This is a genomic window from Streptomyces sp. NPDC042102, from assembly GCF_055582305.1.
In genome coordinates this window covers 545,046-559,100 of record NZ_JBVJDL010000004.1, presented here as the reverse complement: position 1 = coordinate 559,100, position 14,055 = coordinate 545,046, and the positions used below count along the sequence as shown (strand labels likewise).

Here is a 14,055-nt window from a genome sequence, read left to right as displayed (position 1 = left end):
CGCGGAACTGATCCGCGGAACTGATCCGCCGCCGGCACCAGCCGGCAACAGTCGGCCCCGCACCGCGACCCGGTGCGGGGCCTTCGCCGTTCCCGCCCGTTGCCCGCTGTGCCGTCCCCTGACATTGGTTCCTCGCTGTCAGGCTCGGCGGGCGTGGGACGCGAGGCGATCGGCGAGCGCGATGACGAGGTCGCGCAGTTCATCGGGGCCCTCTATGACGAACGGCCGGTCGAGTGAGGCCAGAACCGGAGGCAACCAGTCGAGCCGCTCGGCCCGTAGCCCGACGCGCAACCAGCGCTCGGCCGTCCGGTCCTGGCCTGCCGCGGGCTCGTACTCCTCCAGATTCGCGACGCTGGCGGGAAGACGGGCGCGGATCTGCTCGACCGTCCCGTGGATCCGCAAGGTCACCTCATGCTGGTACTCGGCCGTGGCGAACCCCGACAACACCCGCTGTGCCGGACCGGGACCCGCCGGCGCTTCGAATGAGCCGGGCAGGGTCCTCGCGTCCGCGATGCGATCGAGCCGGAAGGTTCGGTCCTCGCCGACCTGGGGGTCCGTGCCCGTGACGTACCACCGGCCCGAATGGGTGACGATCCCGTACGCGTGCAGTGTGCGTTCGCTGCGCCGTCCGTCGCGGTCGGTGTAGCGGATCGAGACCGGTCGGCGGTGGCGCACCGCATCGGCGATGGTGAGCAGGACCCCGGCGTCCGGGGTGTCGAACTCTCCGGGCTGTTCCGTGAAGGCGAGGGATTCCAGGAGTGTGTCGAGTCGGCGGGCGATGTGCTTGGGCAGCACCCGCCGGATCTTCGCTGACGCCGTCTCGTTCGCCGTGTGCTCCGTCGTCAACCCTGCCCGGCTGCCGGCGGCCAGGCCGAGCAGCACGGCCAGCGCCTCGTCGTCGCTGAGCATGAGCGGAGGCAAGCGGTACCCGGGGGCGAGCCGGTACCCGCCATAGCGGCCGCGCACCGATTCCACGGGCACGTCCAGGTCGATCAGCTGGTCCACATACCGCCGCACAGTGCGCCCTTCGACGCCGAGCCGGTCTGCGAGCTCGGCCACAGTCCGGGTGCCGCCCGACTGCAGCAGCTCCAGCAGTGTCAGCACGCGGCGGGTCGGTCGAGGCATGTTCCCAGCCTAGAGCGAATACAGGACCGATTCTGTCCACTATTTCTCCTAGCCTGCGAAGCGCACGCCTCCAGCACAGCCAAGGAGATTCCCATGGACTTCGTCTCGATCCGCATCATCACCAGCGACGTCGCGCGCCTCGTCGACTTCTACGAGCGAGCCACCGGGGCGCGGGCGACGTGGGCCACCGAGGACTTCGCCGAACTCAAGACCGCGGGCGCCACCCTCGCGATCGCCGGCACCCGCACGGTCCCGCTGTTCGCCCCGGGCTCTGCCCGCCCGGCGGACAACCACAGCGTCATCACCGAGTTCCTCGTCGACGACGTGGACCGCGTTCACCAGAACCTGACCGGCTTCGTCACCGACTTCGTCAACGAGCCGACCACGATGCCCTGGGGCAACCGGTCGCTGCTGTTCCGCGACCCCGACGGCAACCTCGTCAACTTCTTCACCCCCGTCACCCCGGCGGCCATCGAAAAGTTCGCACGCTGACGCCACGCACAACCGCTCACGCGGGGGCCCCGAGATCCCAGGGCTCCCGGTGAACGCGGCCGCCGAGTCAAGGAGCACCACCGGCAAGGTCGGATACACCTAGCGGTCGCGGTCGCTGTCGTGGTTGCGCAGGTACGAACCCAGCCAGACCGCGAGGAAGACCACCACCGGGACCACGAACAGCGGCCAGGACGGCAGGTCGGCGGTTCCGCTGAGCAGCAGCGCGAGGAACAGGATCAGGAACGCGAACATCGCGCCGATCGCCCAGAACACGGCGAGCAACGCCCCGCCGTCCCGGGCGTTCTGACGGCCGATCCGCCGTGCCGCCTCGGGGTCCGGCCGCCAGTCCGCGCCCCGCAGCTCCGTCCACGCACCCCGGATCAGCTCGACCTCGCGCTCGACGGCGACGTGCAGGTCGTCGACGTACATGAGCAGCACGCGCCTGCCCGCGGGGCCGTAGGCGTACGTGATGACGCCCGGCGCGTTCTGCTGCATGGCCGCCGCCGGGTTGGGGACGGCCCGGATGTCCTGGATCTCCGCCCAGGCCAGCCGGCGCTGCCCGATGAACCCGCGCACCCGGATGCCCTTCAGGTCCACGGAGGTGGCGCAGCGCCTGGCGGCGAACAGCAGCCAGCCGAAGAGGGCCAGCAGCAGCGCCGTGACCAGCAGTTTCACCCAGCCCGGGATGTCCTCGCCGGTCCATACGGGCAGCAGCGCGGCGGGCGTGCCCAGCCCGACGGCGAGGTAGAGCACGGTCATGCGACCGGCCTTGATGCGGTACTCGCGCGGCAGCGCGCCTGCGCCCATGTCGTCCCCCGCTCCACGGACCAGCACCTGCGGAAACGCCAGTCTAGGCAGCAACCCTCTTGCGGAGAAAGGGAGTTGTCGCCCACACCGGGCACGCGGTGACGGGCCTGTCCGGTAATCGGTGGGACGCGTCCGGGCTCTGGCATATCGTCTGATCATGATCCTTCTGCCGCTGATCGTTCCCGCGCTGATCCTCGTCTTCTGCGCCCTGGTGATGACCTGGACGGTCGTCCGGGTGCGGCGGGTCGAGGCGGCCTGGAGCAGTGGGATCGAGGCCGAGGGGCGGTGCGTGGGCGGATACGTCGTCACCCGCCGCGCCCAGGGGTCGGCGGGCTCCTCCCGTACCCACCGGCACGTGTACGAGTTCACCACCCCCGACGGGCGCACGCACCGGTTCGAGGAGGTGGGCGGGGCGGCCACGACCGTGCCCGGCGACGCCGTGACGGTCCGCTACCCCGAGGGCCGGCCGGACCGGGCCACCGCGCTGCCGCCCGGTCGCGGGAGGACGGCGCTCACCCTGGGTGTGGTGGGCACCGTCTGCGGACTGCTGGCGGCCGGGGCCGTCGCCTTCGCCGTCCTGTACGTGACGGGCACCGACCGGGCCGGGGACCACGACGCGCCGCGACTGCCGACGTGGCCGGCGGAACCCCGCCGTTCGGGCCCGCCCACCGGTTTCCCCACGGACTTCCCCACGGAATTCCCCTCGGGCTTCCCCACGCCTCCGCCGGGCGCGTTCCCCTCGGGGTTCCCGACCGACTGGCCCAGCGGCTTCCCGGAGCCGCCGGGCCGGTAGTCCGTGTCCCGGGGCGCCGGTTCACGTCGAGCCGGGGCCGGGGTCCGGGGCGTCCGGCGTCGCGGCGGCCTCCGCCCGGCGGGCCTCGCGCAGCGCCGTCACGACGGACCAGCACACCGACACCAGCGGTACGGCGACCACCGCGCCGACCACGCCCGCCGCCACCGCCCCCGCGACCACCGAGATCGCCACGACCAGCGGGTGCAGCCGTACCGCCCAGCTCATCACCAGCGGATGCAGCAGATGCCCCTCGATCTGCCCGATGACCACGATCAGCGCGACGACGATCAGCGCGATCACCGGTCCCTTCGAGGCCAGGGCGACCACCGCCGCCACCGCCAGCGCCACGGGCGAGCCGATCAGCGGGATGAACGCCGCGAAGAACTCCAGCAGGGCCAGCGGCACGGCCAGCGGGACGCCCAGGACGTACAGGGCGATGCCGACCAGCACGGCGTTCGTCGCCGCGACCAGCACGATGCCGTGCGTGTAGCCGGTGAACGTCCGCCACGCCGCACGGCCCGCCACCTCCCAGCGCCCGCGCGCCGCCCTGCGCGGCAACTGGTCGCAGAACCACGCCCACATCCGGTCGCCGGAGTGGATGAAGAACACCGAGGAGAACAGCGCCAGCGCCAGCACCGTCAGCACCTCGACCAGATGGCTCGCACCGCTGACCGCCGTACTGACCAGCGTGGAGCGGTGGCTGGAGAGCCACTGCCCGAGCCTGGCCTGCAGATCGGTCAGCGCCTGCGGGTTGAGCCGCAGCGGCGGCTGCTCCAGCCACCGCTCGATGCGGTCCAGGCCGTCCCGGAACTCCCGCGCCAGCGTCGTGCTCTCGCCCGCCACCGCCTCGCCCACCAGGGCCAGCACCCCGAGGACGAGCGCGATCGAGCCGACCAGGGAGACGGCCACGGCCGTCGGACGCGGCAGCCCGCGCGCCACCACATCGGTGAGCGGCCGCACCAGTGCCGTGACGACCAGCCCGAGGAAGAGCGCCACGCCGATCTCGTGGAACCGGCCCAGCACGACGAAGACCCCGTACACGCCGACGGCCACGACGATCAGGCGCCACGTGTAGGCCGCGGCCGTGCGCAGGAGGGGTGACACCGGGGGCGGCTGCATTCCCACGAGGTACCACCGGGCGGCCGCCCGGCCACGCCCGCGGCCGGACTTTCGCCCGACCGGGGCCCGGCCGGACGACACGGGGCGCGGGGCCGTACGGGCGAATGGCGCGGGGCGTGCCGGTCCCCGGCGGACCGGGTGGTCGGCCGGGGCCGAGGATCGGCGCATGGGCTTCGTCGTGCCGGTCCTCTGCGCGCTGTTCGCCGCGCTCAGCAACGCGTTCGCCACGGTGCTCCAGCGGCGGGCCGCGCTGACCGTGCCGCAGTCCGAGGGGTTCCGCCCCGGGCTGGTCCTCGATCTGCTGCGGCGGCCGGTCTGGCTCGCCGGGATCCTCGCGGTGATCGCCGCGGGGGTGGGGCAGGCGGTGGCGCTGGCCACCGGGCCGCTGGCCCTCGTCCAGCCGCTGTTCGTCCTCGAACTGCCGCTCGCGCTGCTGATCGCCTCGCTGCTGACGCGGCAACGGCTGCCGGGTGCCCTGTGGCTGGCCGTGGCGGGGGTGGTGGCCGGGCTGGGCGTGGCGCTGGTGGCCGCCTCGCCCACGGGCAACCGTACGCACGTACCCCTGGACCGCTGGGTGCCGGCGCTCGCGGCGTGCGCCGGAGCCGTCCTGGCGCTGACGCTCGCGGGGCTGCGGCGGTCGCCCGGCCGGGCCCGCGCCGGGTGCCTGGGCGCGGCCACCGCCATCTGCTACGCGCTCACGGCGGCCCTGATGAAGTCGTCCATGCACATCCTCGACGAGCGGGGACTCGGCGGGTTCCTGACGAGCTGGCAGACGTACGCGTTCGGGGCGGCCGGGATCTGCGCGCTGCTGCTGCTCGAACACGCCATGCAGGGCGGCCCGCTGGTGGCCTCGCAGCCCGCACTGACCCTCGGCGACGCGGGCGTGAGCCTGCTGCTGGGCGTCCTGCTGTACGAGGAACGGCTGCGCGCGGGGTGGTGGCTGGCCCCGCAGCTGCTGGGCGTGGCCCTGATCGTGGCCGGGGTGTTCGCGCTGGCCCGGAGCGGAGCGGGGGCGCACTAGCAGGCGCCGGTGTCCGCGGCGGACCGCGCCGGGGCCGCCGGGCGGCGACGTCACGCGGGGCGCGGGCCCAGGGCCGGGAAGGCGAGGCGGACGGCGGCGACCAGCAGGACCAGCGCCAGCGGCGGGACGAGCAGCCAGTTCACCGTCCAGCCGGCCCCGACCAGCAGCGCGCCGGTCAGCCCGCCCGTGAACATCGCCAGCAGGGCGGCCGCGCGCGGCACCCAGGCCGCCGCACCGCGCCCGAACGTGGTGTCGTGACCGAGGAACGAGCCCACGAGCGCGGTCAGGGTACGGGTCACCAGCGTCGTCGGCACCCCGGGTACGCCGACCCGCATGGCCGTGACGTTGCGCAGGCCCATCGCGAAGGCCAGCAGGGCGGTCACCGCCAGGTGCCGGGGCGTGGGCGACCCGAACCGGGCGGTCAGCCCCCAGCCGACGGCGGCCGCGCCGGCGATCAGGACCGCCTCGCCGAGCAGCCCGAGGACGACCCACCGCCGGCCCCGTGCCGCGTACCGGGCCTCCACGCGCGCCCCGCACACCGCACCGACGGCGAAGGCGAGGAGGGAGACGGCGGGGCAGAGCGCGGGCAGGCCGCGCGCACCGGCGGCCCCGAACGAGAGGAACAGGACGTTCCCCGTCTGCATCGCGGTGAACACCGGTCCCAGGGCCAGCAGGCTGACCGCCTCGATCAGACCGGTCGACGCGGTCAGGACGACCATGCTGAGCGTGAGCGGGTGGCCGGGTTCCCTCATGAGCCCCGAGCGTGGCACGCGGGCACCGACGGGAGCCGCCGACACGCGTCAGGCGCCGCCGGTGTGATGGTTCCGGGGCCGTCCGGCGCACCGGCCGGCCTCGGACTATGCGTGCTGACGCGTGTAACTATCAGCCTGGCGAAGCCGGCCGGCGAGGAAGGCGACGCTCTCGGCGACGATGGGGGTGACGTCCGGGGCGCCGAGGAAGATGTGGTCCGCGCCGTCGACCGGACGGAGGGTGACGTCGCCGCCGGCGCCCTTCAGGGCGCTCGCCAGGACCTCGCTCTGGCTGTAGGGCACCAGGCCGTCCGCCGTGCCGTGGATCAGCAGGAACGGCGGCGGGACGGCGGGGCCCGCGTAGCTGACCGGGCTGGCGGTGCGGGCGAGCCCCTCGCGCTCCTCGGGGGCGCCGCCGAGCAGCGCCTCGAACGGGTTCGGGAACTCCGTGCCGGGCGGGGCGGGCGGCAGGGGGTGCGCGAGCAGCGGGGCGATCTCGGAGACGCCGTACCAGTCGACGACGGCCACGACGCCGCTGTCGCCGTCCGGCACCCCCTCGGTGCCCTCCAGGGCCATGCCCTGGTCGCCGTCCGGACGGACCAGCCCGGCGAGCGCGGCCAGGTGGCCGCCGGCCGACTCGCCCCACACCCCTATCCGGTCCGGGTCGACGCCGAGGACGCCGGCGAAGTGGCGGACGTAACGGATGGCGGCCTTCACGTCGTGCAGCTGGGCCGGGAACGGCGCTTCCAGGCTGTGCCGGTAGTCGATGCCGACCAGCGCGAGTCCGGCGCGCAGCACCGAGTCGTGCAGCAGCTCGACGGGCACGGTCGGCGGCGGGTAGCGGCGGTCGCCGTCCAGCCAGCCGCCGCCGTGGATCCAGACCACGGCCGGCACCGGGCCCTCGGCGGAGGCGGGCACGTGGACGTCGAGCAGGCGAGGCCGGTATCCGGGCGTGGTGGCGTAGGTCAGCCCGTCGAAGAACCGGGTCCCCGCCGGGTCGGTCCGCGCGGCGCCCGGCGCTCGGAAGGGCGGGGGCGGCCAGCTCAGGTCGAGCCCGGGGGGAAGGGTCTGGGTCATCGTCGCCTCGATTCGAAAGGGGCGGTGCGGCCGCGGCCGCGCGGCGCTGAGGTTGCCGCGATGTTACACGTGTAACATCGCCAGAGCGACCCTCCCTGTCACGGACCAGCGCAGTGGGTGTGCGGCAGCGGTGGGTGTGCGGCAGGGGTCGTGACGTCCTGGACGTGGTGACGGTCCGGTCCGCCGGGGCCGGGCAGCCGAGGTGAGCTCGAGCGCCCGGTGGTCAAGGGCTCCGTCGCTCGGCCTGCACCAGCCCCGTCTCGTACGCGGCGATCACCGCCTGGGCCCGGTCGCGTACGCCGAGCTTGCCGAAGACGGCCGTGATGTGGTTCTTGACCGTGGAGACGCTGATGTCCAGTTCCGCGGCTATGCCGGCGTTGTCCAGGCCGCAGGCGAGCAGGCGCCAGATCTCCACCTCGCGCGGGGTGAGTCCGGCGGGCGTCGTCGGGGCGGGCCGGGGCTCGCGCGGGGCCGACCGTACGTAGGTCGAGATCAGCCGGGTCAGCAGCCTCGGTGCGACGGCGGCCTCGCCGGTGTGGACGGTACGGACGGCCGCGATCAGCTCCTCGGGTGAGACGTCCTTGGGCAGGAAGCCGTAGGCGCCGGCACGCAGGGCGGCGACGACGTACTCGTCCATGTCGAAGGTGCTCAGCGCGAGGACCCGGGACCGTGGCCGGACCTCGGCCAGTCGCCCGGTGGCGGCCACTCCGTCGAGCACGGGCATCCGGATGTCCATGACCACCACGTCGGGGAGGAGCTGTTGGGCCAGGGCCACGGCCTCGGCTCCGTCCGCGGCCTCGCCGACCACCTCGATCCCCGGGTCGGGCGCCAGGATCAGGGCCAGGCCGCGCCGTACCAGCGGCTGGTCGTCGGCGATGAGCACGCGGATCATCGGCGGTGTTCCTCTCGGGACGTGTGAGGCGCGTGGATCGGGTGGGACGGGTCCGGCGCGTGGACCGGCTGCCGCGGGTCCTCGGCGGGTTCGGGGGCCGCCGGCACGGGGAGGCGGGCCGCGACCAGGAAGCCGCCGTCCTCGCGGGGTGCCGCCTCCAGGGTGCCGCCGTGCAGGGCGACGCGTTCCCGCATGCCGATCAGGCCGTACCCGCCGTGCCGGGCGGGCGTGCGCCGGCCGTCGCCGTCGCCGGGGCACTCGTTGCGGACCTCCACGGCGACCTCGTCCGGACGGTACGTCAGCCGGACCCGGGCGGGCGCGTTCCCGGCGTGCTTCCGGGCGTTGGTCAGGGCCTCCTGTACGACCCGGAACACCGTCAGCCCGACGGTGGGCGGCAGCGGTCGGGGCGGGCCGCTCACGGTGAACTCGGTGTCCGTCCCGGCGAGCCGGGACTCCGTGACGATCCGCTCCAGGTCCCCGGCCCCCGGCTGCGGGGCCGGCGGTACGGTCTCCGGTTCCTCGCCGGCCCGCAGCACGTCGAGCAGTTGCCGCATCTCCCCGAGGGCCAGCCGGCCGGAGCCCTCCAGGGTGACCAGGGCCTCGCGGGCGGCCTCGGGGTCGTGGCCGAGGTTGGCCCGGGCACCGCCGGCCATGAGCTGCATGGTGGTGATGTGGTGGGCGACGATGTCGTGCAGCTCCCGCGCGATGCGGCGGCGCTCCTCGGCCACCGCCCGCTCCGCGAGCAGGACCCGCTTGGCCGCGGCCTCCCGCTGCCAGCGTCTGACCACCAGGCCGGCGGTGACGACGAGCAGGGTGGCGCCCGTGTTGGCGAGGAGCGCGAAGCCGGAGTCGAAGGGCAGTCCGCCCTGGCCCAGGCTGGTCAGTGGCGCCGTCACGAGGGCGGCCCCCACCAGCACGGGCATCCGGCAGGCCACGGCGACCGAGTAGAGGGCGACGGTCGGGGTGAGGCCGAAGTGCGGGGGCACCGGGGCGCTCAGGTTCACCACGACGCCCAGCAGCAGGACCGCCGCGAGCGTCACCACCGGGTGACGGCGACGGGCCAGCAGGGCGAGTGACGAGGCCACCACGAGGAAGGCTGCCGCGACTTCCAGGGGAACGCCCTCGAACTGGGTGCCGAGGGCGAAGCCCGTGAGGTCCACGGCGGCCGCCCCGACCGCCACCAGCGCGTCGTTGCGCGACCACGTCAGCCTCTCGGCGCGCGTGCCCATCGTTCGGCCCCTTTCCCACGGACCGCCGTCGGGCTGCCCTCGTGGCCCCATTCTCACACCGGGGCGCACCTCGGACATCGACCCTCCGGTCCGGCCCCGACCAGGACCAGGGTCCTGGTCGGGGCCGGACCCCGGACTGTGGTCCCTGCCGCGGAATCCTCCTCCACCAGGACGTTTTCCCGCCCGGCCGCTGATGGTCTGGATACCGGCCGGGCGACCCCGGCCCGGTGACCCCACCGACCCCCCCACCGACCGTCCCCCCCCACTGATGACCAACCGGAGGAGAACAGTGATCCGCGCCCTGACGGGATGCTCGACGAGGAACCCATGGAAGGTGATCGCCCTCTGGGCCGTGCTGGGCATCGGTCTGACGATCCTGGGCCAGATGCTCGTCTTCCGCGCCACCCAGCCCGGCAACGACGGCTTCCTGCCCCCGTCCTACGACTCGGCGGCAGCGCTGCGGATCTCCGAGGAGAGCTTCGGGGCCCGGCCGGACTCCAACCCGCTGACGGTCCTGGTGGCGCGCGAGGACGGGGCGGCGCTCGCCGCGTCCGACGAGCGCAGCATCGAGGAGGTGTCACGGCGCCTGGCCCGGCAGGAGGTCGTCATGCCCAGGAACGAGGACGACCCGCCCTTCATGGAGGACCACTCCCAGATCCCCCGGGTCAGCGCCGGCATGACGGCCCCGGACCGGTCCTTCCGGCTGCTGTCCGTGGAACTGAAGGGCAATCCGCAGGATCCCGGCGTGCAGGGCACGTACAAGGAGTTCCGGGAGCGCGCGAGGGCCGCGTTCCAGGAGGCGGGCCTGCGCACCGGGTTCACGGGTGGCCTCGCCGCCGCGGTGGACGACGCCGACGCCGAGAAGACCCGGTCGGCGGTCGTCGGCGCGGTGGTGCTGGGTCTGATCGTGCTGCTCCACGTCCTGGTGTTCCGCAGCGTGTTCGCGGCGCTGCTGCCGCTCCTCGCGGTGTCGGTCATCGGCGGCGCGGCCGCCGGCGCGGTGGTCGTGGCCTCGATCGCCTGCGGTATCCGGCTGGCCCCGTCCACCCCCGGGCTGATCAACGTCGTACTGATGGGCATCGGCGTCGACTACTTCCTCTTCCTGCTCTTCCGCTTCCGCGAACAGCTGCGGAGCCACCCCGGGCAGGGCGGACGCGAGGCGGCCACCGAGGTCGCCGGCCGGGTCGGCACGGCGGTCACGTCGGCGGCCCTGACGATCGTCGCCGCCTTCGCCACTCTCGGGATCGCCTCCTTCGGACAGTTCCGGGTGCTGGGCCCGGCGATCGCGGTGTCGGTACTGGTGATGCTCCTGGGCAGCCTCACGCTGATGCCGGCGCTGCTGGCCGTGACGGGCCGGAGGATGTTCTGGCCGTCGCGCGCCCTCGAGCGCGTGCCGCGCGAGGGGGCGGCGGGCCGCCTCGGCCGGCTGACGGCCCGGCGTCCCGTGGCGCTCGTCCTGGCATCGCTGGTGCTGCTCGGCGCGCTGACGGCGGGTCTGGCCGGGATCCGCATGGACTACGGCCAGTCCGGCGCGGGCGGTGAGCGGACCGCCGCGGCAAAGACGGCCGCGGAGATCTCCAGGGCCCTGCCCGCCGGTGCCTCCGACCCGACGAGCGTGCTCGTCAGCACGAAGGACGGCGCTCCGCTCGGCGCGGAGCGCGTCGCCGGACTGGCTCAGGCGCTGGCCCGCGTGCCGGGGGTGGGCCAGGTCGCCCCGACCGTGCTGAGCGGGGACGGGAAGGCGGCCAGGATCGACCTGCTGCTGACCGTGGAGTCCGGCGGACAGCAGGCCCGTGACCTGGTCTCCGGACCCGTCCGGGAGACGGTACGGGCGAACCTGCCGACGGGGACGCAGGCCCATGTCGGCGGAACGGCGTCGGTGTTCGCGGACATCGCGGTGGCGGTCGACAAGGACCTCAGGGTCATCTTCCCGGTGGCGGCGGCGCTGATCGCCGTCATCCTGCTGGTGCTGCTGCGCAGCCTGCTCGCACCGGTGGTGCTGATGCTCGCCGTCGGGCTCGGCTTCGCGGCCACCCTGGGTGCGTCAGCACTGGTCTTCCAGCACGTGCTGGAGCGGCCGGGCGTGGACTTCACGCTTCCGCTGGTGCTGTTCCTGTTCGTGGTGGCGCTGGGCACCGACTACAACATCCTGATCAGCGACCGGCTGCGGGAGGAGATGGAACGGCCCGGCCCGGCCCGTGCGGCCGTGGCCCGCGCCGTACGGCACACCGCCCCGGCGATCGCGACGGCCGGACTGGTGCTCGCCGCCTCCTTCGGCAGCCTGGCGGTGAGCCCGCACGCCGGGACCCAGCAGACCGGTTTCGCCACGGCGGTCGGGATCATGCTGTCCGCCCTGCTCCTGTCCATCGTGCTGGTGCCGGCCCTGGCCGCGCTGCTCGGCCGCTCCCTGTGGTGGCCGCTGACACCGCGGGTGCACGGCGGCGAGCCCCGGGCGGCCCGGCCCGAGACCGAGCGGGTGCCGGTGGGGTGACCCACGCGCACGGACCCGCGTACACGGACCCGCGTACACGGAACCGCGTACACGGAACCGCGTACACGGAACCGCGCACACGGGCCGGGGCGCCCGGGACCTCGGCGGTCCCGGGCGCCCCGGCGCTCGCGGGGGACCGCCCGCCCGCGTCCGGCACGTCAGCAGGTCAGCACGCCTCGCGGAGGGCCGCATGAGCCGGACCGGGCTCACGGCGTGGGCGGCGTGCGGTGCCGGGGCGGGCCCGACCGTCCCGGCCGACGGGACAGGGCCCTGCGTTCCTCCTCGGTCAGCCCGCCCCACACGCCGTACGGCTCACGCGTGCGCAGCGCGTGGTCCAGGCAGGCCTGCCGGACCGGGCAGCGCGCGCAGACGCGCTTGGCCGCCTCGTCGCGCCCCTCGCGGTCCTCGCCGCGCTCGCCCGCCGGGTGGAAGAAGCGGCCGGGGCCCAGGGCGCGGCAGGCCGCCCCCGACTGCCACTGCCAGTGCTGGAGGACGGCTCCCGGGAGCCGTGCCACGTCGCTCATCGCGCATCCTCTCGGTCGAGTGAACTGAAGTGATGTGAACCGGAACGAAGCCGGAATTGCTGGGACGGACTGCGTCTGACCGTTCCATCGGGGTTGAAACATGCGGATTGTGACGGGGCGTCATGTGAAATTTCTACTCCTTCGGACTGATGCGTGACGGCGCCCGGATCGTCCTCCGGGACGATGGGCCGCTCACGCGGCGTCCCGAGAATTGAGGTGTTGAAGATCATTTGACGCCCCAACGGGCCGACCTACAGGAGCCGCAGGTGCACCCCACGCACCCCGACCGACTCGACCACGCCGACAGCTCTGAAGACCCCGCCCGCCGGCAGCGGACCCCGCGCGCGGGGCGCCGCGTCCGCCACGCCGCCGCCGCGGCCACCGTCGTCCTCGCCCTGCTGACCGCCGCCGCCCCGGCCGCCTCGGCCGCCACGGCCCCGGCCGCCGACTCCGCGACGTCCGGCACGTTCACCGCCGGGGCCGCCGGCGGCCTGGAGCGCAAGGCGCTCGACGCGAGCCTGCGCGCCGTCCACGACGCCGGGGTCTACGGCGTCTACGCCGCCGCACGTGACGGCGGCGCGCGGTGGAACGGCGCCGCGGGTTTCGCCGACGTCGTCACCCAGCGGCCCACCCGCCCGGACCTGCGGCACCGCGTCGGAAGCGTCACCAAGTCCTTCACGGCCGTCGCCGTCCTCCAGCAGAGCGCGAAGGGCCGCATCGGCCTCGACCGGCCCATCGGGGACTACTTGCCCGAACTGGTCCCCGGCGAGCGCGGCCGCAAGATCACCGTACGTATGGTGATGAACCACACCAGCGGCATAGCCGACTACATCGGGGAAGCCTTCCCCTCCCTGAAGGCCGGCAGCACCAGCAGCCTGGACGACGAGCGCCACCGCACGATCACGCCCACCGAGCTCGTCAACTTCGGCGTGGCCCTGCCGCAGTACTTCGAACCCGGCACCGACTGGGCGTACTCGAACACCAACTACATCCTGCTCGGCGAACTGCTGCGCAAGGTCACCGGCCAGGACCCCGAGCAGGTCATCACCCGCGACGTGATCCGAAAGGCCGGGCTGCGTGACACCTACTTCCCGGGCGCGGCCGCGAAGATCAAGGGCCCGCACGCCAAGATGTACGACAACTGGTTCGGCCTGATCGACCCGCCGCGTGACTACAGTGAGTACAACATGACGTGGGCCGGCACCGCGGGCGCGCTGATCTCCACCACGCAGGACCTCAACAGCTTCTACCGCCAGCTGATGGGCGGCGGCCTGCTTCCCGCCGCCCAGCTCCGCGAGATGCGGACGACGTGGCCCGTGAAGGCCCCGGACGGCACGCTCATCATGAACTACGGCCTCGGCATCTTCTCCGTGGACACCTCGTGCGGCCCCGCCTGGGGTCACAACGGGGCCGTCTTCGGTGCCGGCACGGAGTCGTACTCCAGCGCGGACGGCCGGCGGCAGGTCAGCATCGGCTACAACCTGATGAAGTACCAGCGCTTCGACGACCAGATGAAGATGATTCCGCACCCCGCCGACGCGGCGCTGCAGAAGCTGACCGACCAGGCCCTGTGCGGGACCGCCGCGCCCGCCCCCGCCCCCGCTCCGGAGAAGCCGAAGACCCCGCGCACGGCGCCCCAGGTCGCTCCGGAACTCATCGACGGCCTGCGCAGGTGACGCCTCCTCGGAAGGCTGGCGGCAAGGGAGCGTAGGGGGCCGTACGTCAGCGGGCCGTAC

General features: G+C 73.8%; 13 protein-coding genes. 5 read left to right on the top strand and 8 right to left on the bottom strand.

Features of this window, described 5'->3' with window-relative positions; translation table 11 throughout:
* Positions 1–138: 138 nt before the first annotated feature.
* Positions 139–1,125: a helix-turn-helix transcriptional regulator gene (locus ACZ6KO_RS20620; protein WP_469305430.1), complete on the bottom strand. Its 987-nt coding sequence runs from the start codon at positions 1,123–1,125 to the stop codon at positions 139–141.
* Between the two features lie 93 nt (positions 1,126–1,218).
* Between ACZ6KO_RS20620 and ACZ6KO_RS20615 the strand changes: the two genes are divergently transcribed.
* On the top strand, positions 1,219–1,617 hold the full coding sequence (locus ACZ6KO_RS20615) for a VOC family protein (protein WP_153547069.1): 399 nt from the start codon (positions 1,219–1,221) through the stop codon (positions 1,615–1,617).
* A 99-nt stretch (positions 1,618–1,716) separates the two neighbouring features.
* Here the strand turns inward: ACZ6KO_RS20615 and ACZ6KO_RS20610 are convergent, their stop codons facing one another.
* Positions 1,717–2,424 carry a PH domain-containing protein gene (locus ACZ6KO_RS20610; RefSeq protein WP_469305429.1) on the bottom strand — a complete coding sequence of 236 codons (708 nt, stop codon included), beginning with the start codon at positions 2,422–2,424 and terminating at the stop codon, positions 1,717–1,719.
* Between the two features lie 157 nt (positions 2,425–2,581).
* On the opposite strand from ACZ6KO_RS20610, the gene ACZ6KO_RS20605 reads away from it, so the two are divergent.
* Entirely contained in the window at positions 2,582–3,217 is a 636-nt protein-coding gene (locus ACZ6KO_RS20605; protein ID WP_469305428.1) for a DUF3592 domain-containing protein, read from the top strand.
* Positions 3,218–3,238: 21 nt separating this feature from the next.
* On the opposite strand, the gene ACZ6KO_RS20600 is transcribed toward ACZ6KO_RS20605, so the two are convergent.
* Complete coding sequence (locus ACZ6KO_RS20600) at positions 3,239–4,336, bottom strand: AI-2E family transporter (RefSeq protein WP_469305427.1); 1,098 nt, start codon at positions 4,334–4,336, stop codon at positions 3,239–3,241.
* 166 nt (positions 4,337–4,502) lie between these two features.
* Between ACZ6KO_RS20600 and ACZ6KO_RS20595 the strand changes: the two genes are divergently transcribed.
* Entirely contained in the window at positions 4,503–5,357 is an 855-nt protein-coding gene (locus ACZ6KO_RS20595; RefSeq protein WP_469305426.1) for a DMT family transporter, read from the top strand.
* Between the two features lie 50 nt (positions 5,358–5,407).
* Here the strand turns inward: ACZ6KO_RS20595 and ACZ6KO_RS20590 are convergent, their stop codons facing one another.
* From ACZ6KO_RS20590 to ACZ6KO_RS20575, 4 genes are all read right to left on the bottom strand, one after another.
* Positions 5,408–6,109 carry a YoaK family protein gene (locus ACZ6KO_RS20590; RefSeq protein ID WP_469305425.1) on the bottom strand — a complete coding sequence of 234 codons (702 nt, stop codon included), beginning with the start codon at positions 6,107–6,109 and terminating at the stop codon, positions 5,408–5,410.
* A 105-nt stretch (positions 6,110–6,214) separates the two neighbouring features.
* Positions 6,215–7,183, bottom strand: coding sequence for an alpha/beta hydrolase fold domain-containing protein (locus tag ACZ6KO_RS20585; protein ID WP_469305424.1), 969 nt, complete (start codon positions 7,181–7,183; stop codon positions 6,215–6,217).
* Positions 7,184–7,406: 223 nt separating this feature from the next.
* Positions 7,407–8,075, bottom strand: a complete 669-nt coding sequence (locus ACZ6KO_RS20580; RefSeq protein WP_469305423.1) for a response regulator — start codon at positions 8,073–8,075, stop codon at positions 7,407–7,409.
* A complete protein-coding gene (locus ACZ6KO_RS20575; protein ID WP_469305422.1) occupies positions 8,072–9,304 on the bottom strand; it encodes a sensor histidine kinase in 1,233 nt (410 codons plus the stop codon). Before ACZ6KO_RS20575 ends, ACZ6KO_RS20580 begins: the two co-directional genes overlap by 4 nt.
* A gap of 334 nt (positions 9,305–9,638) precedes the next feature.
* On the opposite strand from ACZ6KO_RS20575, the gene ACZ6KO_RS20570 reads away from it, so the two are divergent.
* A complete protein-coding gene (locus ACZ6KO_RS20570; protein WP_469305421.1) occupies positions 9,639–11,795 on the top strand; it encodes an MMPL family transporter in 2,157 nt (718 codons plus the stop codon).
* A gap of 206 nt (positions 11,796–12,001) precedes the next feature.
* Here ACZ6KO_RS20570 and ACZ6KO_RS20565 read toward each other — a convergent pair whose 3' ends face one another.
* On the bottom strand, positions 12,002–12,319 hold the full coding sequence (locus ACZ6KO_RS20565; protein WP_469305420.1) for a WhiB family transcriptional regulator: 318 nt from the start codon (positions 12,317–12,319) through the stop codon (positions 12,002–12,004).
* 266 nt (positions 12,320–12,585) lie between these two features.
* Between ACZ6KO_RS20565 and ACZ6KO_RS20560 the strand changes: the two genes are divergently transcribed.
* Positions 12,586–13,995, top strand: coding sequence for a serine hydrolase domain-containing protein (locus tag ACZ6KO_RS20560; RefSeq protein ID WP_469305419.1), 1,410 nt, complete (start codon positions 12,586–12,588; stop codon positions 13,993–13,995).
* The last annotated feature ends 60 nt before the right edge of the window (positions 13,996–14,055 follow it).